Origin of the sequence: Streptococcus sp. 79 (genome assembly GCF_013277425.1) — a bacterium.
GTDB classification, from domain to species: domain Bacteria; phylum Bacillota; class Bacilli; order Lactobacillales; family Streptococcaceae; genus Streptococcus; species Streptococcus pseudopneumoniae.
On record NZ_VMMW01000001.1, the window covers coordinates 1 to 22604 of the forward strand.

Here is a 22604-nt window from a genome sequence, read left to right on the forward strand (position 1 = left end):
ATAATAAGAGCCATAATCACAAAAAAATAGCAGATGGTCAATTTGACCACCTGTTATTTTTTTACCAATTAACAATTTTATCTACAATATTTTGTTGTTCAGTAGCTGTTTTCCTTAGATAAATTCGAGTAGTTTCTATACTTTCGTGTCCCATCAAATCTGCAAGCAAGGCAATATCATTATACTTCGATAAAAAATTCTTAGCAAATAAATGTCTAAAAGAATGAGGGTAAATTACTTTAGGATTCATTTTGTATTTATCAGCATAATTTTTTAACTGTTGAGCAACTCCTCTTGCTGTAATTGGTTCATTAAATTTATTCAAAAATAAATAACCACTTCGGCGATTTTCTGATTCTAACCAACTAAGACAACTATTTCTTAATTTTTTAGGAATGTACAGTCTACGAATTTTACCACCTTTTGAGTAAATGTCAAAATAACCGATTTCTACATGCTCTACTTTTAGTTTAATAAGCTCACTTACACGAGCCCCAGTTGCACCTAAAAACCAAACGACAAAATGCCATTTTAAAATACCATCTTTTTTCAAACTACGTTTAAGAAAAAGGTAATCAGCATGGCTAATGACATCTTCTAAAAACGGTTTTTGCTGTACTTTGACAAATTTTAATTTCAAATCATCATGACCAATAAAAGTCAGATATTTATTTACTCCTTGTAGTCGCAAATTGACAGTTTTAGGTTTAAAATTGTCTAATAAATATCCCTTGTATTCAAATAAATCTTCCATTTTGAGTTCATAATTCTCCAAGAAAAATCGAACACCATAAAGGTACGAACGCACAGTATTTTCAGCTAAACCAGCTTTCTTCAAATGTAATTCAAATTCTTTCAACGTAAAACTCCTATCTTATGTTTGATAGAAATTCCACCGCACGTAAAACTATTATACTAAATTAGTGCGTCAATATGGGCGAAAAATTGTTCGATTTTATCAACGATTCTGGATTGTTCAGGAAGGGGTGGGAGTGGGATTAGAATAGAAGCAACTTTATCACTATTCAAGTTTTTCACAACAGCTCCACTAATTAGAGATAAAAATTGAGAATAAACTACATTTGATGAAAGAATATAGAATAGGTAATCTCTATTTAATGAGTTTTCATAGTTCGAAATAGCCAACCATCCATCGTGTATTGCACCATCAACATTCAAAATATAAGGTCTACCAAAACTCATAGAATTAGTTAACAAAAATGTACCTTTTTTTACAAATCTAGTTTTGTTAAGCCCTGATTTTTTGATTTTTTCTTTAACATTATTTATATACTTTTCACCCTTTTCAGTATCACCTATTTTTATCCAATTTATTCCATCTACTTCGGAAGTAAGATAATCTTTGATTGGTCGTGGAGAGCCACCTCTGACAATTTCAACCAATGTAGAAAACCTCACCCACTCCCAAGTATCAGGAATATCATAAGGAACATCAATTTCTTGAGTACTTCCATCAGCAAACTTCCCATAATGTTTCCCATCATCACCACGAAATATCTCAGTTTCCTTTTTATCTCGTTTGATTTTTCCTTCACTGATAAGTTTTTCTTTTTCAGCTTTAATTCTCTTTAATAATTCACTTGCAGGTTCGTCATTGGGATTTTGCGGCACTAATTTCCCTTCCATCGCTCTTTGGAGAATACTTGCTTTAAGTTGTTCTGGTGTCATTATTTGTCCTCCAACAACTGCAAAATATCAGCTAATACATTATCAATCTTATGATTTAAAGTTGCTCTTTCCGCTTGATAATTCTGAATCAACTCAAAGGGATTTAAGATTTCCTCTTCCTCTTTTGGAAAGCCACACTGGTCTAAATTATAATTCAACTCAGCCAATTCACTAGGTGTAAATGATTTAGATTTGTAGAACTTACCTTCCAGAATCTCTTCACGATTTTCCCACCAGTCACGAACAGGATTGAAGTGTTCTGACTTCATCGGCTTAGTTTTCGAGAAATTTTTATAACCATCTGGCATATCTAAACGATAAAACCAAGTTTCTTCTGTTTTCTTTGTTTTATCAAAGAAAAGAATGTTCGTATGGATTCCTGTATACGGTGCAAAGACACTATGAGGCAACCTAATAATCGTATGCAAGTTGAACTCATCTACCAGTTTTTGTTTCAAGCGAGTTTTTACACCTTCACCAAATAGAAAACCATCAGGTAAAATAACTCCAACACGACCATTTTCTTTCAAACGATACATAATGACAGCCATAAATAAATCAGCTGTTTCAGAACTCCGTAATTCTGCTGGAAAGTTATTTTTTATTGTTTCTAATTCTGACCCTCCAAAAGGTGGATTCATCATAATAATGTCAAATTTTTCATCATCCGTATATTCACGAACATTTTTCTCCAAAGTATTTCCATGAACAATTTTAGGGTCATCAATTTCGTGAAGAAACAGATTTGTAACTGCTAAAAGATGAGGAAATGCTTTCTTTTCAATACCAAAAACAGCTGTATTATATTTTTTGGTATCTTCACTAGTTTTACGTTGACTACTTAAACGGTTCAGAGTCGAAGTCAAGAAGCCTCCTGTTCCGCAAGCAAGGTCTGCCATTGATTCTCCAAGTTTTGGGTTAAGAACTTCGGCAATAAAATCAGTCGCTGCACGTGGCGTATAAAATTCTCCTGAATTTCCAGCATTTTGAATATCTTTAAGAATTTTTTCGTAAATATCATTAAACGAATGACGATCTTCAGGGCTATTGAAATCAACTTCATCAATAACATTGATGACTTGGCGTAACAAGACGCCATTTTTCATATAGTTGTTCGCATCTTCAAAAGCTGATTTAACAATCGTTTTTCGAATAGGCATATTTGAAGTTATTTCAAGCTCTTTCAACTCTTTGAATAACTTGTTATTGACAAAATCAAGTAATTCATCGCCTGTCAATACCCGCTCTCCATTTTGAGCATGAGCCCAATTCCGCCATTTTAATTCCTCTGGGATAATTGACTCATACTCGTCTTCTTCTAATTCCCAAACCATTTCACGGCTATCATAAATTTTTAAGAATAATAACCAAGACATTTGCTCAATACGTTGAGCATCACCATTAACACCAGCATCGTTTCGAGTGATATCTTGAATTCTTTTTACAAATGATGTAATTGACATACTTTCCTTTCATTAAGCTACTGTAAATAGCTCTTTCTCCAATTCTTTAATTGCTTGTAAATATCGTTTTTTATCTCCAAAATAAGTATTGATGATTTTGAAGGTTCCACCATATATCTGAAATTCTGGAAGTTTTAATGTTTCAATGCTTTCGAGTTCTCCAATACCTTTATCCATGTATTTGTCCAGTAAAATTTCCAAAACAGCACGCGCTTCCTCACTATATTTATATAAATATCCGCTTTGTTTGAGTTTATTGATACGTTCCGTTTTGGTTAATTCTTTTTGACCATAGGCAAGTTTTAGGAGTAAATCAAAATCATCGATTTCTTGTTCTGATATTCCCTCCGACTCTCGAATAGCATCTAGATAAACTCCTTTTTTATAAAGTTCGTCTAAGATAAGCTTCTTTTTATCCGCCGTATGCCAAACTGTGATAAAATCGTTCAAAGTGGCGTAGCTACCTAAGATATTCTTCCGAGTGTAGTCGGTCAGGCTTTCGGTAATCAGTTTCCCGTTTTCATCCAATACTTGAACAGTAGAATTAAGAATGGTAACCTGCTTGTCTGTAACGATATATTTTTCTACTGGGTCACCACCTTCGTTTACAAAACCAGGTGTAGTACCATTGTTTGTTTTTGCGCCCGTTTCCAGAACCTTCACTGGTTCACCATCAAAATCAGGGTCAGCAAACAAATTGGTAACATTTCGAAAATCAATAATCGTAAAAAATTCTTTCCCCTTTTGAGGATAAAGACGTGTGCCACGACCAATAATTTGTTTAAATTCAGTCATGGATTGGATATTAGAGTCTAAAACAATCAAACGACATGTTTTAGCATTAACTCCTGTCGTTAATAATTTAGACGTTGTTACAATAGCGGGAAAATTAGAATTGACATCCATAAAGTTATCCAGTTGAGCTTTTCCTTCAGCGTTGTCACCAGTTACTTGCATGACATAACGATAGTCTTCTTGGACTAAGTCTAGATTCTCTTTTACAAGTGCAGCACGCATTCGCTCGGCATGGTCAATATCAATACAAAAAACAATTGTTTTATCAAATCGTGCATTGTTTTGCTTCATATAATCAGAAACAAACTTGGCAACTCTTTGCGTTCTATCATCAATGACAATGGTTTTGTCAAAATCTTTCCTGCCGTAGTACCTATCTTCTATTAATTGTCCGTTAGCATCAACTTTTCCAGTTTCTGGACGATAACCATCCACATCCACATCTAAATTAACCCTCATAACACGATATGGAGCCAAAAAACCATCCTCGATTCCCTGTTTTAAACTATAAGTATAGATTGGCTCACCAAAGTATTCCGTATTGGAAGCATTCTTGGTTTCTTTAGGAGTAGCGGTCATCCCAATCTGTGTCGCAGAACTGAAATAATTAATCACCTTACGCCAGTTACTGTCTTCCTTAGCTGAACCACGGTGCGCTTCATCAATTACGATTAAATCAAAGAAGTCTTTGTCAAATTTTTGATAATGTGTTTCAGTTCCATCTTCACCAGTTAGTTGCTGATAAAGCCCTAGATAAATTTCAAAAGAATTTAATTTTTCAGGAGCAGTCAAAAGTTTTGGTGTAATTTTCGTCATTACCTTTTCGAATGGCCTAAAGTCTTCAGCCATCGTTTGGTCTACTAAGATGTTTCTATCTGCTAAGAATAAAACTCGTTTAGCCAAACCAGCTTTTCGAAGGCGATGAATAATTTGAAAAGCCATGAACGTTTTCCCCGTTCCTGTTGCCATCACAAACATTACTCGTTTTTGTCCTCTGGCAACTGTTTCAATAGTACGGTTGATAGCTATTTGCTGATAATAGCGTGGCGTTTTCATTGAGAAGGCGTCTGTATAGTATGGAGTTGAGATAGCTTCTGTAATTTCGTACGTCAATCCTTTTTCCTTCGTCATACGAGAAAATAATTCTTCACGAGTAGGGAATTCGTCTAACTCCAGCTCACGTTCTTCTCTCGTGATACGGTCGTGTTCAATAAAGCCATCACCATTCGAAGAATAAACAAATGGAACATCTAAAATCTCTCCATATTCAATAGCTTGTTGTAATCCTGCTCGAACGCTGTGTTTATTATCCTTTGCCTCAACAATTGCAATTCGAGTTCCAAATTGGTAATACAGTGAATAGTCTGATTTTTTTCCTTCTTTACGACGAGCCTTATCTCCTCTAACTTCAATTCGACCATCAGTGAAGTATTCTTCGTAAGCGATATGCTCACCATTTTTCCATCCTTTGGCTACAATAGCAGGAGTGATGAAATTTGCTTTAATATCCTCCTCACTCATTTCTTTCTTAGACTTTATAAACTCAACCATATTGAACCCTCCGCATTCTAAAAATCTACTTCTCCATAAAATAAACTATCAGAACAAATTATACTTCTATTATATCACACTTATAAAAATACTCTGCTAAATTGTTGAAAATAAGTATGCAATATATTTTCGCATCGCGTCAGATTATCTCCGCATAACACCGCTATTTTTCACTGTTTTCGGCAGGCGACTTATTATCATTCTATAAGCACTTTCAGTCGGGCTGGTGAGCTATTTTTCAAAAATAAATAATCACATTTAAACATTTTGAAAGTATAAAATATCTACATCAGCCGTTCAAAAACTGGCGTAAATTTTGCCATAATATTTTCGTTTAAATAAAGATTTTTTTATGCCAAACGGATTTTAACGAGGCGGATGCTTCCTATTTTGCTTCTCTTTTTAGCTCTACTACCGGTTTTCTCAAAGTTTGTCAGTGGAGCTAGTTCTTTCAGTTGGGAAGTATTTTTGATTTTCATAATAGATTGGGTTTTATTGATAGTTTTTGCGGTTCAGATTTCTTATATTTTTTGGAGATTGAGTCAAAAGTGGAAAGAATTATCTAATAAATAACACCAGGCATGTTTTCTAATTTTGGGGTAAGACAATGAATAGCAGAGTAGAATTTCGGATTTTCACCATTGTTGATTTGGACAAGGAAGAAGAGTATTTGCATGAGATGCATTTGAAAGGTTGGAGATATAGAACGGGTCGTTTTGGTTTGTTCTATCTTGACCAATGTCAACCAGACGATGTCATCTACCGTATCTATGATTCTAGATTTCTTAAAAAATATAAGCATGAACTGCAAGATTTTAGAAATAGAGGTTGGGAATTGATAGGAGCAGGTTTTTGTTCGATTCTTCGTAAATTGGCTTCTGATATACTTTCAGAGGATCAAGTCTATATGAGTAATAATCTCAGGTGGGAAGTTATGCGATATAGACTTCGTTCATGTGCAGCTACTTTCTTAGGAGGTTTTGTTGTTTGTATGAGTTTGTTTCGAGAAGAACTGTCGCAATCTTTCTTTGTTATTTTTGCTCTATATGCCTTTATGATTTCTTATCTAATCTATGGTTATTTCAGACTAAAAAGTAAATACCGAGTAGATGGAAGGTAGGGTTCTAGGTCTTCAGACTGATTTTTAGCACTCTTGATAAAAGAGTGCTAATTTTTTGAATTTTTATCTTGACATTCTCTTCTAAGGGTGTATAATAGAATCATAAGTTAGCACTTGAACGTATCGAGTGCTAATTTATCAGACAGAGAGGAGTGATGAGATGGTTACAGAGCGTCAGCAGGATATTTTAAATCTGATTATTGACATCTTTACCAAAACGCACGAACCTGTCGGATCCAAAGCCTTGCAAGAGTCTATTAACTCTAGCAGTGCAACCATTCGTAATGACATGGCGGCTCTAGAAAAGCAAGGTTTGCTTGAAAAGGCTCATACTTCAAGCGGTCGGATGCCAAGTATTGCTGGTTTTCAGTACTATGTAAAACACTCACTGGATTTTGATCAACTGGCTGAAAATGAGGTATATGAGATTGTCAAAGCCTTTGATCAGGAATTCTTCAAACTGGAGGATATTCTGCAAGAAGCTGCTAATCTACTGACAGACCTGAGTGGCTGTACGGTAGTGGCACTGGATGTTGAGCCGAGCAGGCAACGTTTGACAGCCTTTGATATCGTTGTTTTGGGGCAACATACAGCCTTGGCAGTATTCACCCTAGACGAGTCGCGAACGGTTACCAGTCAGTTTCTGATTCCAAGGAACTTCTTGCAGGAAGATTTGCTGAAACTGAAGAGTATCATTCAGGAACGTTTCCTCGGGCACACCGTTCTAGATATTCACTACAAGATTCGGACGGAGATTCCGCAGATTATCCAGCGTTACTTTACAACAACGGATAATGTGATTGATCTCTTTGAACATATCTTTAAGGAGATGTTCAACGAAAACATTGTGGTGGCGGGCAAGGTCAATCTCTTGAATTTTGCCAATCTGGCAGCTTATCAGTTCTTTGACCAACCGCAAAAGGTGGCTCTGGAGATTCGTGAGGGGTTGCGTGAAGATCAGATGCAAAATGTCCGTGTTGCAGACAGTCAAGAGTCCTGTCTAGCAGACCTAGCGGTGATTAGTAGCAAGTTCCTCATTCCTTATCGGGGAGTTGGAATTCTAGCCATTATCGGTCCAGTCAATCTGGATTACCAACAGCTAATCAACCAAGTCAACGTAGTCAACCGTGTTTTGACCATGAAGTTGACAGATTTTTACCGCTACCTCAGCAGTAATCATTACGAAGTACATTAAGATTGAAATCATTAAAGGAGGCGAAAATGGCCCAAGATATAAAAAATGAAGAAGTAGAAGAAGTCCAAGAAGAGGAAGTTGTGGAAACGGTAGAAGAAACAACTCCTGAGAAATATGAGTTGGATTTGGCAAATGAACGTGCAGATGAGTTCGAAAATAAATACCTTCGCGCTCATGCGGAAATGCAAAATATCCAACGCCGTGCCAATGAAGAGCGTCAAAACTTGCAACGTTATCGTAGCCAGGACTTAGCAAAAGCAATCTTGCCATCACTCGACAATCTTGAGCGTGCACTCGCAGTTGAAGGTTTGACAGATGATGTCAAAAAAGGATTGGAGATGGTTCAAGAAAGCTTGATTCACGCTTTGAAAGAAGAAGGAATCGAAGAAATCGCAGCTGACGGCGAATTTGACCATAACTATCATATGGCCATCCAAACTCTCCCAGCAGACGATGAACACCCAGCAGATACCATCGCCCAAGTTTTCCAAAAAGGCTACAAACTCCATGACCGCATCCTACGCCCAGCAATGGTAGTGGTGTATAACTAAGATACAAAGCCCGTAAAAAGCTCACAGTAAAAATAGGAGATTGACGAAGTGTTCGATGAACACAAGAAAATCTATCTTTTTTACTCAGAGCTTAGGGCGTGTTCGATTCGGCAATTCTGACGGTAGCTAAAGCAACTCGTCAGAAAATGGCAATCGCTATGGCATTTGCCTAGCCTCCTTATTAACTCGTCGTCGAAATAAAATCGATTTCGACTTCTCGTGTCGCAATTTACATAATAGAAAACTTGTCCGAAACGACAATAAACTATGAAGAAAGATAAGAGGCAAGCCGGAGGCTTGCAAGGAAGATATTTCCCGCCGTGGTAAAAGTTTCAGTAGCTTTTGCTACTGAAATAGGGGATTTTTGAGACAATAGGCTCAAAAATAAGTGATGAAATCCCGAAGGGAGTTGCTCACGTCCCCACCACTTAAGGGAAATATAAAAAAAGAAAATTAACTAACAAGGAGAAAAACACATGTCTAAAATTATCGGTATTGACTTAGGTACAACAAACTCAGCAGTAGCAGTTCTTGAAGGAACTGAATCAAAAATCATCGCAAACCCAGAAGGAAACCGCACAACTCCATCTGTAGTCTCATTCAAAAACGGCGAAATTATCGTTGGTGATGCTGCAAAACGTCAAGCAGTTACAAACCCAGATACAGTCATCTCTATCAAATCTAAGATGGGAACTTCTGAAAAAGTTTCTGCAAACGGAAAAGAATACACTCCACAAGAAATCTCAGCTATGATCCTTCAATACTTGAAAGGCTACGCTGAAGACTACCTTGGTGAAAAAGTAACCAAAGCAGTTATTACAGTTCCAGCTTACTTTAACGATGCTCAACGTCAAGCAACAAAAGACGCTGGTAAAATCGCTGGTCTTGAAGTAGAACGTATCGTCAACGAACCAACAGCAGCAGCCCTTGCTTACGGTTTGGACAAGACTGACAAAGAAGAAAAAATCTTGGTATTTGACCTTGGTGGTGGTACATTCGACGTATCTATCCTTGAATTGGGTGACGGTGTCTTCGATGTATTGTCAACTGCAGGGGACAACAAACTTGGTGGTGACGACTTTGACCAAAAAATCATTGACTACTTGGTAGCAGAATTCAAGAAAGAAAACGGTATTGACTTGTCTACTGACAAGATGGCAATGCAACGTTTGAAAGATGCAGCTGAAAAAGCGAAGAAAGACCTTTCTGGTGTAACTTCAACACAAATCAGCTTACCATTCATCACTGCTGGTGAAGCTGGACCTCTTCACTTGGAAATGACCTTGACTCGTGCGAAATTTGACGATTTGACTCGTGACCTTGTAGAACGTACAAAAGTTCCAGTTCGTCAAGCCCTTTCAGATGCAGGTTTGAGCTTGTCAGAAATCGACGAAGTGATCCTTGTTGGTGGTTCAACTCGTATCCCAGCCGTTGTAGAAGCTGTTAAAGCTGAAACTGGTAAAGAACCAAACAAATCAGTAAACCCTGATGAAGTAGTTGCCATGGGCGCTGCTATCCAAGGTGGTGTCATCACTGGTGATGTCAAAGACGTTGTCCTTCTTGATGTAACACCATTGTCACTTGGTATCGAAACAATGGGTGGTGTCTTCACAAAACTCATCGACCGTAACACAACAATTCCAACATCTAAATCACAAGTCTTCTCAACTGCGGCAGACAACCAACCAGCCGTTGATATCCACGTTCTTCAAGGTGAACGACCAATGGCAGCAGATAACAAGACTCTTGGACGCTTCCAATTGACAGACATCCCAGCTGCACCTCGTGGAATTCCTCAAATCGAAGTAACATTTGACATTGACAAGAACGGTATCGTATCTGTTAAGGCCAAAGACCTTGGAACTCAAAAAGAACAAACAATTGTGATCCAATCGAACTCTGGTTTGACTGACGAAGAAATCGACCGCATGATGAAAGATGCAGAAGCAAACGCTGAAGCAGATAAGAAACGTAAAGAAGAAGTGGACCTTCGTAACGAAGTAGACCAAGCAATCTTTGCGACTGAAAAGACTATCAAGGAAACTGAAGGCAAAGGCTTCGACGCAGAACGCGACGCTGCCCAAGCTGCCCTTGATGACCTTAAGAAGGCGCAAGAAGACAACAACTTGGACGACATGAAAGCAAAACTTGAAGCATTGAACGAAAAAGCTCAAGGACTTGCTGTTAAACTCTACGAACAAGCAGCAGCAGCCCAACAAGCTCAAGCAGGAGCAGAAGGTGCACAAGCAACAGGAAACGCAGGCGATGACGTCGTAGACGGAGAGTTTACGGAAAAATAAGATGAGTGTATTAACAGAAGAGTATCTAAAAAGTACACGAAAACTTTATAATGATTTTTGTGATAAAGCTGATAGTTATGAATCTGCAAAAGATTTTATAGATAATATTCCAGCAGTATATTTGGCTAGATATAGAGAAATTATATTAGCTGAACATGAGAATTGTGTCAAAAATGATGAAGCGGTAAGGAATTTTGTTACTTCAGTATTGTTGTCAGCGCTAGTATCAGCACTAGTATCAGCAACCATACAAAAACCAGAATTTATAATATCGTTTATAATGGGCATGATTTGGGTTGTCGGTGTATTCCTTCTAATCTATTGGAATTTTATAGCAAATACTAAGAAGAGACAAAAATATATAAATATTTCTGTACTTATAGGATATTTAAAATCAAAATAAAGTTAATTTACTTATTTGCAGAGGTTGCAACCCAGCCTCTGTTTTTCGATAAAAAGGGACGGAATATCATTTGTTTGGGTTTTGTCTCATCAATATGAAAGAAAGGAACAAATGTGTTCAGGGAATTGAACACGGGTTCCCAAATTTCTTACTTAATATAACAGAAAGGAATTGAACCCGACCTAAATTCTCGGAAAAAAGAGAAATCTGCCTAGGAGCATCGCTCCAGCGTCAGATTTCCTATTTTTCAGTCGAATTTTACGGTCTTGGTATCTTGTATGAACAATACTGAATTTTATGATCGTCTGGGGGTGTCAAAAAACGCTTCGGCAGACGAGATCAAAAAGGCTTATCGTAAGCTTTCTAAAAAATACCACCCAGATATCAACAAGGAGCCTGGTGCTGAGGAAAAATACAAGGAAGTTCAAGAAGCCTATGAGACTTTGAGTGACGACCAAAAACGTGCAGCCTATGACCAATATGGTGCGGCTGGAGCCAACGGTGGATTTGGTGGAGCTGGTGGTTTCGGCGGTTTCAACGGGGCAGGTGGCTTCGGTGGTTTTGAGGATATTTTCTCAAGTTTCTTCGGCGGAGGCGGTGCTTCGCGCAATCCAAACGCTCCTCGTCAAGGAGATGACCTCCAGTATCGTGTGAACTTGACCTTTGAAGAAGCTATTTTTGGAGCTGAAAAAGAAGTCAAGTATAACCGTGAAGCAAGCTGTCGTACATGTAATGGCTCTGGTGCTAAGCCAGGAACAAGTCCAGTCACTTGTGGACGCTGTCATGGCGCTGGTGTCATTAACGTTGATACGCAGACTCCGCTTGGTATGATGCGTCGCCAAGTAACCTGTGATGTTTGTCACGGTCGCGGAAAAGAAATCAAAGATCCATGTACAACCTGTCACGGAACAGGCCATGAGAAACAAGCTCATAGCGTACATGTGAAAATCCCTGCTGGTGTGGAAACTGGTCAACAAATTCGCCTAGCCGGTCAAGGTGAAGCTGGATTTAACGGTGGACCTTATGGTGACTTGTATGTAGTGGTTTCTGTGGAAGCCAGCGACAAGTTTGAACGTGAAGGAACCACTATCTTCTACAATCTCAACCTCAACTTTGTCCAAGCGGCTCTTGGTGATACAGTTGATATTCCAACTGTTCACGGTGATGTTGAATTGGTTATCCCAGAGGGAACTCAGACTGGTAAGAAATTCCGCCTACGTGGCAAAGGAGCTCCGAGTCTTCGTGGTGGTGCAGTTGGTGACCAATATGTTACCGTTAATGTCGTAACACCGACAGGCTTGAACGACCGCCAAAAAGCAGCGCTTAAAGAATTCGCAGCTGCTGGTGATTTGAAAGTCAATCCAAAGAAAAAGGGATTCTTTGACCATATTAAAGATGCCTTTGAAGGAGAATAAAGCAAAAAGAGCTGTCGGGCTCTTTTTACTTTATAGATTTTTTAAGACTTTTCTAAGTAATGACGGACGGTAGCGACCTTCTTTGAAGTTCTATACCTAAACTTTGAGCCTAGGTCTCAAAGTTTCCGGACACCTGAAACCAAGCTGTTTCAGGTGTTTTCATTACGGCGGAAAGCCTGGGAAAGTCTTCAATTTAGTTATGAAATGGTGAATAATACTCTTCAAAAATCTCTTCAAACCACGTCAGCGTCGGCTTGTCGTATATATGTTACTGAATTCGTCAGTTCTATCCACAACCTCAAAACGATGTTTTGAGCAGCCTGCGCCTAGCTTTCTAGTTTGCTCTTTGATTTTTATTGAGTATGAGTTGCCTAAATTATGATGTATAGTTGATGGGATATAACTTGTTTACCTTTTAAAAAAGAGCCGTTGGGCTCTTTTTACTTATCTTCGATTTCCTGTGTTTCTTTAATCACAGCTAGTCTAGTCTGGATATCCTTTTCCAAGACCTTAAACTTGTACGTTAGGTCTTCTTGGTATTCCTTGATGAGTTCTTTTTGTTGGTCGATGATTTGCAGGCTATTTTGGATAATATCTACATCGTCCTTGATAGCTTGAACGCGGTCAGTGGTATTCAAGACTTCATCTGTGATGGTTTGGCGATTTTTTGTGACCAGATAACTTCCAGCTGCAGCTCCTGCAAATAGCAGTAGATTAGATAATTTCATGGCAACTCCTTAGGCGTTTTTGATGGTTTCAGCGACTTGAGCGAGTTTGTCAAAGTCTGGTTCGTGGGCGATAAAATCAATCTTGAGGTCATCGTCCACACTGTAACGAGGCACGAGGTGAACGTGGGTATGAAAGACGGTTTGCCCTGCGATTTCTTCACAGTTGGCAATGATATTCATGCCAGCAGCCTTGGTAGCTTTCATGACTTTTTGAGCAATTGTTGGCACTTGGGCAAAGAGTTGGCTGGCGCTAGTGGCGTCCATTTCCAAAAGATTGCGATAGTGCTCTTTTGGTACGACCAAGGTGTGTCCTGGTGTTACTTGAGAGATATCAAGAAAGGCAAGAACCTGCTCATCTTCATATACTTTTGAAGCAGGAATTTCCCCTGCAATGATTTTACAAAAAATGCAATCTGACATAAAATCTACCTCTACTGTATTGAATTTTGATATAATATAGCTACATTATACCAGATTTGGAGAAAATATGTTAGAAATTAAAAACCTGACAGGTGGCTATGTTCATGTTCCTGTCTTGAAAGATGTGTCCTTTACTGTTGAAAGCGGGCAGTTGGTTGGTTTGATTGGTCTCAATGGTGCTGGTAAATCGACGACTATTAATGAGATTATCGGTCTGTTGACACCTTATAGTGGTTCTATCAATATCAATGGCTTGACCCTGCAAGAAGATGCGACAAGTTACCGCAAGCAAATTGGCTACATTCCAGAAACGCCTAGCCTGTATGAGGAATTAACCCTCAGAGAGCATATCGAAACGGTTGCCATGGCGTATGGTATTGAGCAAAAAGTGGCTTTTGAGCGAGTGGAACCTTTGTTGAAAATGTTTCGTCTGGATCAGAAATTAGACTGGTTCCCTGTTCATTTTTCAAAAGGGATGAAGCAGAAGGTCATGATTATCTGTGCTTTTGTGGTGGATCCAAGTCTCTTTATCGTGGATGAGCCTTTCCTTGGTCTTGATCCGCTGGCTATTGCGGACTTGATTCAGCTTTTGGAAGTGGAAAAGCAAAAGGGCAAGTCCATTCTCATGAGTACCCACGTGCTGGATTCGGCGGAGAAGATGTGTGATGCCTTTGTCATTCTCCACAAGGGTGAGGTGCGTGCTAAGGGAAATCTCCTGCAACTGCGCGAAGCCTTTGGTATGCCTGAGGCTAGTTTGAATGATATCTACTTGGCTCTGACCAAAGAGGAGGAGCTATGAAAGACTTGTTTTTAAAGAGAAAGCAGGCTTTTCGTAAGGAGTGTCTTGGTTATTTGCGCTATGTTCTCAATGATCACTTTGTCTTGTTCCTGCTAGTCCTGCTGGGTTTTCTAGCCTACCAGTACAGTCAACTCTTGCAACATTTTCCTGAAAATCATTGGCCTATCCTTTTATTTGTAGGAATTACCTCTGTTTTACTTTTGCTTTGGGGAGGAATTGCCACCTATATGGAGGCTCCAGACAAGCTCTTTCTCTTGGTCGGAGAAGAGGAAATCAAACTCCATCTCAAGCGTCAAACTGGCATTTCCCTAGCCTTTTGGCTCTTTGTCCAGACTCTTTTCTTGCTGTTATTTGCGCCCTTATTTTTAGCCATGGGTTATGGTTTGCCTGTTTTTCTGGTCTATGTGCTTTTATTGGGAGTAGGTAAATATTTCCTCTTTCGTCAAAAGGCTAGTAAATTTTTCACGGAAACTGGACTGGACTGGGACTATGTCATTTCCCAAGAAAGCAAGCGTAAGCAAGTTTTGCTTCGTTTCTTTGCCCTTTTTACGCAGGTCAAGGGAATTTCAAACAGCGTCAAGCGTCGTGTCTATCTGGACTTTATCCTAAATGCCGTTCAGAAGGCGCCTGGGAAGATTTGGCAAAATCTCTATCTGCGTTCTTATCTGCGAAATGGAGACCTCTTTGCCCTCAGTCTTCGTCTTCTCTTGCTTTCCATACTGGCGCAGGTCTTTATCGAGCAAGCTTGGATTGCGACAGCAGTGGTAGTTCTCTTTAACTACCTCTTGCTCTTCCAGTTGCTGGCTCTCTATCACGCCTTTGACTACCAGTATTTGACCCAACTCTTTCCACTGGACAAGGGGCAAAAGGAAAAAGGCTTGCAGGCTGTAGTCCGAGGGTTGACCAGTTTTGTTTTACTGGTGGAATTAGTTGTTGGGCTGATTACCTTCCAAGAAAAACTAGCCCTTCTAGCCTTGCTAGGAGCTGGTTTGGTTTTACTAGTCTTGTACCTACCTTATCAGGTAAAACGTCAGATGCAGGACTAAGATGCTTATATGACACTAAAAAAGAAGTTGAGTTCAGTTTGTCTCAACTTCTTTTATTTTCTACAAGATAATGGTTGGTCCGTAGAGACTCAACTTGGTCTTGACTTGGTCAAAGTGGAAGCGGTCATAGGCTCGCCAAGCAGCGCGAGTTGGAGCATCTGGATCAAGAGCGCTGAGTCCCATGAGAAGACTGGAAGTCTGGTAAAATTTTTCCAGTTCAATCAAGAATCGATTATCCACTGTCTCAGCCTTGGCTAGAAAACCAAGAATAGAGTCTAATTGCTCTTGAAAGCGGACATCGTCAGCGGTTGCCTGTTTGCATGCTTGGTAGGCTTTGTTTAAGTCACTAATCAAAGTCTGAGCTCTTTTGATAGGGTCTGTATCTGTCATGAGAATTCCTCCTTTAATCTGGGTGCCAGTCTTGTTTCTAGCAACTGTGTTTTGATACTGTTAGTCTATCACTTTTATCTCCTTTTTCACCTTCAAATCTTTAATTGTCCTTGAAATGTCTTGAATTGCGCTGAGTGAATTTTATGATAAAATAGTTGTAAGCTCGTCATGATGTTGTAGAAAAATAGTCCTTTTAGGAGTTTTCAAAGACTGTTTAGGATTGGGTGCGCTTGTGTGAGAACTTTTCTGTTATTCTTTTCTTAGGAGGAGAATCCAATGAAACATATGATTATTCAGACACAGAAAACAGTTTATAAAGTAAACATCGACGATGTCTACTATATCCAAACACATCCAACTAAAGCCCATACTGTACAGATTGTTACAGAAGAAGCTAGTTTTAATATGGTTCAAAATTTAAGTGATCTTGAGAACCAATATGGGAAAACCTTGATGAGATGTCATCGAAATTGTTTGGTCAATCTTGATAAAGTGAAATCGATTGATTTTCAAGAAAAAATCCTTTTTCTCGGAGAAGAAGGTCAATACGCTGTCAAGTATGCCAGACGTCGCTATAGAGAAATTCGTCAAAAATGGTTGAAAGAAGGAGAGTAGGAAGATGAGAATATTTGTTTTGGAAGATGATTTTTCCCAACAGACTAGGATTGAAACGACGATTGAGAAACTTTTGAAAGAACATCATATCATTCCCAGCTCTTTTGAGGTCTTTGGTAAGCCAGACCAGCTACTGGCAGAGGTGCATGAGAAGGGCGCACATCAGCTATTCTTTTTGGATATTGAGATTCGAAACGAGGAGATGAAGGGGCTAGAAGTGGCTAGAAAGATTCGAGATCGGGATCCATATGCCCTGATCGTCTTTGTGACGACTCACTCGGAGTTTATGCCCCTGTCCTTTCGCTACCAAGTGTCTGCTTTGGACTATATTGATAAGGCCCTTTCGGCAGAGAAGTTTGAATCTCGTATCGAGACAGCCCTCCTCTATGCCAATGGTCAAGACAGTAAAAGTCTGGCGGAAGATTGCTTTTATTTTAAATCAAAATTTGCTCAATTCCAGTATCCTTTTAAAGAGGTTTACTATCTCGAAACGTCCCCAAAATCTCATCATGTTATTCTCTATACCGAGACGGACAGACTGGAATTTACAGCGAGTTTAGAGGAGATTCTCAAGCAGGAGCCTCGTCTCCTGCAGTGCCATCGCTCTTTTCTTATCAATCCAGCAAATGTGGTGCATTTAGATAAGAAAGAAAAACTGCTTTTCTTTCCCAATGGTGGAAGCTGTCTAATCGCGCGTTATAAGGTCAGGAAAGTGTCTGAAGCTATCAATAACTTACACTGATTAAGGAGAAATTATGGCTGTTGCTTGGATATTGTTGTATACGCTTGTTATTAATGGACTAGAAATTGTCATTTTCTTTAAGGTAGATGGAATTGGTCTCACTTTTGAGAGGATTTTCAAAGCTTTTCTTCTGAAATTTCTTCTAGGAGCCATTTTTGCGACTTTTCAATTTTTGGATGTAAGTGAATATTTGTCCTATTTTATAGAACCTTTGTTCGGTATAGGTCTATCTTTCTTATTGTTAAGAGGGCTTCCTAAAAAAATCCTTATTTTTTATGGTCTCTTCCCAATGATATTAGTAGAGCTCTTTTACAGAGGTGTTTCCTATTTTGTGCTTCCATTTTTGGGGCAAGGAATTGTAGATGGGGATGGCAATCCTATCTTTGTATTGATTATGATATTCGTTTGCTTCATAGTTTTAGTCTTTTTGAAATGGTTAGACTATGATTTCACTAGATTGAGAAAGGAGTTTCTCGATAAAGGTTTTCAAAAGTCTCTTACTAAGATTAACTGGGTAATGGGGTCTTATTATCTAGTGATGCAAAGTCTATCTTACCTTGAATATGAACAAGGTATTCAATCAAAGACTGTTCGCCATCTGATTCTAGTGTTTTACCTCCTCTTTTTTATGGGGGTTATCAAGAAATTAGATACCTATTTGAAGGACAAACTCCATGAGAGATTGGACCAAGAGCAGGCCTTGCGCTATAGAGATATGGAACGCTATAGTCGGCATATAGAGGAGCTTTACAAGGAAGTACGGAGTTTTCGCCATGACTACACCAACCTCTTGACTAGTTTACGTCTGGGTATTGAAGAGGAGGATATGGAGCAGATAAAAGAGGTCTACGGCTCCGTCTTAAAAGATTCCAGTCAGAAATTGCAGGACAATAAATATGACCTTGGGCGATTGTTGAATGTTCGGGACCGCGCCCTCAAAAGTCTCCTAGCAGGGAAATTTCTAAAAGCTAGAGAAAAGAACATTGTCTTTAATGTTGAAGTTCCTGAGGAGATTCAGGTTGAGGGGATGAGCCTACTTGATTTTCTAACCATTGTGTCTATCCTTTGTGATAATGCTATTGAAGCCAGTGCAGAGACTAGTCAACCTCATGTTTCAATTGCCTTTTTTAAAAATGGAGCACAGGAGACCTTTATCATTGAAAACTCCATCAAAAAAGAGAGCATAGATATTTCTGAAATCTTCTCCTTTGGAGCCAGTTCTAAAGGGGAGGATAGAGGAGTTGGTCTCTATACCGTCATGAAGCTTGTGGAAAGCCATCCCAATACCAGTCTAAATACCACCTGCCAAAATCAAGTATTTCGTCAGGTGTTTACTATAATACATACAGAATGATAAAAAATAAGACCGAGAGTGCTTGTTTCTCGGTCTTATTTTTATAGCTGAATAGGTAGTTCAAGTGCTTTTGTGATTTTAAATTTACCTAAAATTGTTTCATGTAAGAGTTCTTCCCACCATCCTCCACCTGTAATCTGGTTGAGTTCAGTAGTTGTTAGTTTTTGAAATGAAGTTAGGTTTTGTTTCTTATCCATGTTATGATTCTCCTTTTTGATAAGATAATAAATAGTTATAGAGTGTTATCTGAAAATTAATCAGAATGGGTTAAAATTTTATCTTTGAAATAATCAAAATATGTTTTCTTTGCAGTTACACTAGTGACGCGACCTTGTAAGCCATATTGGATAAGTTTACTATCCTCATTAGATAGTTTTGCAAGAGCGGTTAATTTAAAGAGATTACCTTGCTCTGTTCTGGTAGGAGTTTGGTCAATTGTCTGAAGTTGGCCGATGATGGTAATGCCGTGATTTCCAATCTTCTCCAGTTTTAATCTTACAGTTTGTCCTTTATCTAGTAGAGGTAGATAGTCAGAAGATACGTAGTAAGTGATTAGTACTTCTCTTGTATCTGTGATGACAGGGAATATTTGAGCAATTTCTGTACCAGTTGGAATTCTATTTTTACCTTCAAATTCGCTGTTCAGATGAACGATACCTTTATTTGGGGCGGTTAAGGTATTGTTTTCTAAGCGCTGTGTCGCTTGATCTAGCTGTACTTTTAATTCTGTTAATTGGTTCTCCACGGTTAGTTGTTGCTGAGAAGCTGTCTGTAAAAACTGAGTGCGGAGTACTTCAATTTTGGTTGCTAAACTATTATCATAAGTTGCTACACTTCCGATACCAGCTTGCTGAATTTTGAGGCTTGCGATAGATGATTCAAGACCTGCAATACTTTGATTAATTTGAGATAAAAATGGCTCCTCTGCAGTTCCTTGTGTTTGTCCTTGTGAGGCTACAAGATAACGATTCAAAATTGACTGGTGCGGATTGCCAGTTGGTAAGCGAGCCCTTTTATTTATGATAGTATCTCTCAATTCTCGATATTCTCCAATTTGTTGTTGAACTTTTGTAATTTCTTGTTCGATGGCTGATGAACTGCTATTGGCAAGATTAGCTTGATTTGAAACCTCAGTGTTAGTCTTTGTGATACCCAGTTCAATATCATGAGCTTGTTTAGTAAAATTCCTAAAGGTATTATGGTAGCCAAATTCATCCTCGCCAGAAAAAAGATCAGTCGCTTTTTCTAAGCTTTGTTTCAAAATTCCAAGTCCTTCTTTTTGCTTCTCAAGTCTTTGTAATTGAGTTTCTAAGGCAGTTTTCTGACTTTCTTCCATTGTTTCAGAGTATTTGATGAGTAAGTCACCTTTTTCAACTACTTGATTTGCCACTAAATGATTAGCAAGGATAGGATTATCACTGGTTGACTGAATGGATGCAATGACACTTGTAGGGGCGATTTCTCCTTGGGAAGTAACAGTAATTTCTTTTGTGGCAACAAGGGAGAAAATCAAGATGAAAGTAAATAGTAATGAAAGAGGTATAATTAACATTGTCGCATAGTTATGGTAACGTCTCTGATAAAACTCGACGCTTCTAAAAAGATTAGGATTCATGACATTCTCCTTATTTATTGAACAGATGATGGTAGAAGCCTTGCGCCTGCATTAACTCTTGGTGACTACCAACTTCAATGATTTTCCCCTGGTCAAGAACAATGACACGGTTGGTTCGTTCGGCTATACTGAGACGATGGGCTACAAAGAGAATGGTTTTATCAGTTAGGGACATAAGATTATCTATAACTTTTTTCTCAGTCAAGACATCAAGACCGCTAGTAGCTTCATCTAGTATTAGAACAGGAGCTTTAGTTAAAAGAGCACGAGCGAGGGCTATTCGTTGCTTTTGTCCTCCTGATAGACCAGCTCCATCAGAGAGCTGAGTTTGATAGCCCATAGGCATTCTTTCAATGTCTTGACGGATTTCAGCTAATTCACAAGCTCTTAGAATATCTTCTTGGCTAATCATATGATTACCGCCCAAGGTTAAGTTTTCCAAGATAGAGCCATTAAAGATATAGGCTTGTTGAGGTAGGTAATTAATATGACGGCGCAAGACTTTTTTATCAATGTTTTTAATATCCTGATGATTGATGGAAATATGTCCTTTGTAAGGTTCAAAGAAATTGACAATCATTTTGGCTAAAGTTGTTTTACCAGAACCACTAACTCCAACTAGGCTAACCTTATCTCCTTGTTTAATCGTGAGATTAATATCTGTTAAGGTATCTCGTCCAAAACCATACTTATAAGAAAGGTCATCAAATTCAATATCGCCCATCAAAAAATGTGAATGAACAGGGTTTTCTTGAACTTTAAATTCAGATTCGACTAGATAGACTTCGTTCAAACGGTTATTAGCAACCTTCGCAGATTGGAGTTTGGTTTGGAGGTTGATAATATTTTCCATAGGAGTTGTAAAGTAAGAAAGAAGCGTGTTAAAGGTAATCAGCTGACCGATAGAAATTTTACTCGACATGACTAATTGAGCGCCAAACCATAGGATAAGGATATTCAGAACTAATTTTGTTCCCTGCTTTAAACTCGTTTGTAAAATAGAATATTTACTGAGCTTAAAGGATTTTTCCAAATAATCTACAAATTCGCTGTCTATATTTTGATAGCGATTTTCTTCACTCGTGAGCGACTTGATAGTTTCAATCCCGTTGATATCTTCGATAATGGCAGAGCTAACCATAGAATTACTTTGCATGACATCATGGTTCATTTTTTCGAAAGGCTTCATAAAAGAAAAGATGATGAACATGTATATAGGAATGGAAATAAGAGAAAGAAGGAAGAGATTAGGGTTTTGTGCCAGTAAGACTCCCCCTACAAGAATCAGAATGGAAACATCCAGAAAAAGAGAAAGAATGGTAGAAGCCAAGGCATCTATAATAGAGTTAGCATCTGTGAACCGTGAAATGATTTCTCCTGTACGGCGTGTCGCAAAGAAAGACATAGGAAGTTCAAAAATATGGCGAATATAGGATAAAATCACATCAATGCTTAATCTCTGACTCAGAACAGTTAGGAGATAATCTCTGGAGAAGCCCATGACTTGTTGGAGGATATAGGTGATAACCAGACCAACTGAGACGATTCCTAAAGTTGATTTCATCTGATTTGGAATGTATTCATCCAAGATTCCTTGAAGATAATAAGAACCACCTATATTGATAATCGTGACCAATAAGCTTGAGAGAACGATGTAAGCAATGAGAGATTTTTGTTTGAAAATCAGAGGAAGGAAGCTTAGTAGACCATTCTTTTTATCTTTATGGGGTTGATAGCTGGGTTTGGGAGCTAGAAAAATAGCTACTCCAGTCCATTCAGAGAAAAAGCGTTCTTTTGACATTTTAGTGATTTTTACAGAAGGGTCAGGATCACCAATAATCAGATAGTCTTTCTTTGTTTGATAGACAACATAGTAATGTTGGAGTTTTCCTTCTTTGTTAACGTGAACGATAAATGGATAGGGGACATCACTCATGTCAAAGAGCGTTTTATCTGCTTGGACAGGTCTTGTTTCAAAGCCCATTTCATCAGCGGCTTTTACAATGCCAAGAGCAGTCGTTCCTTCTTTATTGGTCTTTGCAAGTTCTCTCAAGTGAGCTAGAGAAAAATCTGAACCATAGAATTTAGCAATCGAGGCTAAGGCAGCAACACCGCAGTCTCTAGCATCTATTTGAGGAACAAATGTACGTTTATAAGAAGTCATTGGCAATTCCTTTCATATAGTAGATAGGTATATTATGCCATAAAAATAAGTTCATATTTTATGAAATCTTGAATAGTCATTGAAAGTTCCTGAATGGTAAAAAAAGTGATTAGAAATTATCTTTTTAAAAAAATTTAGAGGTAGTTTTAAATAAAAAAGCTAATTTAAGACGTTTCGATGACAATTCAAGATTTGGATGAAAAATTTTAAAAAACAATGATATACTAAACTTGTCAAAGTTGCAACAAG

General features: G+C 38.4%; 20 protein-coding genes and 1 pseudogene. 11 read left to right on the top strand and 10 right to left on the bottom strand.

Going from position 1 to position 22604, the window contains the following annotated elements; all coding sequences use genetic code 11:
* Nucleotides 1-61: 61 nt before the first annotated feature.
* The 4 genes and pseudogenes from psrA to HT729_RS00020 all read right to left on the bottom strand — a co-directional run bounded on the left by psrA (nt 62) and on the right by HT729_RS00020 (nt 5498).
* A complete protein-coding gene (gene psrA / locus HT729_RS00005) occupies nt 62-859 on the bottom strand; it encodes a tyrosine-type DNA invertase PsrA (protein WP_023934726.1) in 798 nt (265 codons plus the stop codon).
* Between the two features lie 89 nt (nt 860-948).
* Nucleotides 949-1689: pseudogene (locus HT729_RS00010) on the bottom strand (restriction endonuclease subunit S); the annotation flags it as partial.
* Nucleotides 1689-3152: a class I SAM-dependent DNA methyltransferase gene (locus HT729_RS00015; RefSeq protein WP_016397115.1), complete on the bottom strand. Its 1464-nt coding sequence runs from the start codon at nt 3150-3152 to the stop codon at nt 1689-1691. The gene HT729_RS00015 and the pseudogene HT729_RS00010, both read right to left, overlap by 1 nt.
* Nucleotides 3153-3164: 12 nt before the next feature.
* A complete protein-coding gene (locus HT729_RS00020) occupies nt 3165-5498 on the bottom strand; it encodes a DEAD/DEAH box helicase family protein (RefSeq protein WP_172926093.1) in 2334 nt (777 codons plus the stop codon).
* Between the two features lie 607 nt (nt 5499-6105).
* Here HT729_RS00020 and HT729_RS00025 point away from each other — a divergent pair.
* From HT729_RS00025 to dnaJ, 6 genes are all read left to right on the top strand, one after another.
* Entirely contained in the window at nt 6106-6618 is a 513-nt protein-coding gene (locus HT729_RS00025; RefSeq protein WP_054393179.1) for a DUF2812 domain-containing protein, read from the top strand.
* Nucleotides 6619-6778: 160 nt separating this feature from the next.
* A complete protein-coding gene (gene hrcA / locus HT729_RS00030) occupies nt 6779-7813 on the top strand; it encodes a heat-inducible transcriptional repressor HrcA (RefSeq protein WP_054393181.1) in 1035 nt (344 codons plus the stop codon).
* Between the two features lie 26 nt (nt 7814-7839).
* Nucleotides 7840-8364 (top strand): nucleotide exchange factor GrpE, encoded by a 525-nt coding sequence (gene grpE / locus HT729_RS00035; protein WP_054393182.1) that lies wholly within the window; start codon nt 7840-7842, stop codon nt 8362-8364.
* Between the two features lie 476 nt (nt 8365-8840).
* Nucleotides 8841-10664 (top strand): molecular chaperone DnaK, encoded by a 1824-nt coding sequence (gene dnaK / locus HT729_RS00040; RefSeq protein WP_049493655.1) that lies wholly within the window; start codon nt 8841-8843, stop codon nt 10662-10664.
* A gap of 1 nt (nt 10665) precedes the next feature.
* On the top strand, nt 10666-11067 hold the full coding sequence (locus HT729_RS00045; protein ID WP_054393183.1) for a hypothetical protein: 402 nt from the start codon (nt 10666-10668) through the stop codon (nt 11065-11067).
* A gap of 278 nt (nt 11068-11345) precedes the next feature.
* Nucleotides 11346-12482: a molecular chaperone DnaJ gene (dnaJ, locus tag HT729_RS00050; protein WP_001066319.1), complete on the top strand. Its 1137-nt coding sequence runs from the start codon at nt 11346-11348 to the stop codon at nt 12480-12482.
* Between the two features lie 440 nt (nt 12483-12922).
* Here dnaJ and HT729_RS00055 read toward each other — a convergent pair whose 3' ends face one another.
* Both HT729_RS00055 and HT729_RS00060 read right to left on the bottom strand, forming a co-directional pair.
* Entirely contained in the window at nt 12923-13210 is a 288-nt protein-coding gene (locus tag HT729_RS00055; RefSeq protein WP_000777754.1) for a hypothetical protein, read from the bottom strand.
* 9 nt (nt 13211-13219) lie between these two features.
* Entirely contained in the window at nt 13220-13630 is a 411-nt protein-coding gene (locus tag HT729_RS00060) for an HIT family protein (protein ID WP_050082483.1), read from the bottom strand.
* Between the two features lie 67 nt (nt 13631-13697).
* Between HT729_RS00060 and HT729_RS00065 the strand changes: the two genes are divergently transcribed.
* Both HT729_RS00065 and HT729_RS00070 read left to right on the top strand, forming a co-directional pair.
* A complete protein-coding gene (locus HT729_RS00065; RefSeq protein WP_172926091.1) occupies nt 13698-14429 on the top strand; it encodes an ABC transporter ATP-binding protein in 732 nt (243 codons plus the stop codon).
* A complete protein-coding gene (locus tag HT729_RS00070) occupies nt 14426-15475 on the top strand; it encodes an ABC transporter permease (protein WP_172931542.1) in 1050 nt (349 codons plus the stop codon). Before HT729_RS00065 ends, HT729_RS00070 begins: the two co-directional genes overlap by 4 nt.
* A gap of 60 nt (nt 15476-15535) precedes the next feature.
* On the opposite strand, the gene HT729_RS00075 is transcribed toward HT729_RS00070, so the two are convergent.
* A complete protein-coding gene (locus tag HT729_RS00075) occupies nt 15536-15865 on the bottom strand; it encodes a helicase BlpT (RefSeq protein WP_172926089.1) in 330 nt (109 codons plus the stop codon).
* Between the two features lie 276 nt (nt 15866-16141).
* On the opposite strand from HT729_RS00075, the gene HT729_RS00080 reads away from it, so the two are divergent.
* The 3 genes from HT729_RS00080 to HT729_RS00090 are packed head-to-tail and all read left to right on the top strand — an operon-like array spanning nt 16142 to nt 18576.
* Nucleotides 16142-16480 (top strand): LytTR family DNA-binding domain-containing protein, encoded by a 339-nt coding sequence (locus HT729_RS00080; RefSeq protein WP_172931543.1) that lies wholly within the window; start codon nt 16142-16144, stop codon nt 16478-16480.
* A 4-nt stretch (nt 16481-16484) separates the two neighbouring features.
* Complete coding sequence (locus tag HT729_RS00085; RefSeq protein ID WP_001219132.1) at nt 16485-17222, top strand: LytTR family DNA-binding domain-containing protein; 738 nt, start codon at nt 16485-16487, stop codon at nt 17220-17222.
* 13 nt (nt 17223-17235) lie between these two features.
* Nucleotides 17236-18576, top strand: a complete 1341-nt coding sequence (locus tag HT729_RS00090; RefSeq protein WP_000257455.1) for a sensor histidine kinase — start codon at nt 17236-17238, stop codon at nt 18574-18576.
* Between the two features lie 41 nt (nt 18577-18617).
* Here the strand turns inward: HT729_RS00090 and blpC are convergent, their stop codons facing one another.
* The 3 genes from blpC to blpA are packed head-to-tail and all read right to left on the bottom strand — an operon-like array spanning nt 18618 to nt 22355.
* Nucleotides 18618-18773, bottom strand: coding sequence for a quorum-sensing system pheromone BlpC (gene blpC, locus HT729_RS00095; RefSeq protein WP_000358818.1), 156 nt, complete (start codon nt 18771-18773; stop codon nt 18618-18620).
* A gap of 56 nt (nt 18774-18829) precedes the next feature.
* Nucleotides 18830-20191 carry a bacteriocin secretion accessory protein gene (locus HT729_RS00100; RefSeq protein WP_172926088.1) on the bottom strand — a complete coding sequence of 454 codons (1362 nt, stop codon included), beginning with the start codon at nt 20189-20191 and terminating at the stop codon, nt 18830-18832.
* Nucleotides 20192-20201: 10 nt separating this feature from the next.
* Entirely contained in the window at nt 20202-22355 is a 2154-nt protein-coding gene (blpA, locus tag HT729_RS00105; RefSeq protein ID WP_172931544.1) for a peptide cleavage/export ABC transporter BlpA, read from the bottom strand.
* Nucleotides 22356-22604: the final 249 nt, after the last annotated feature.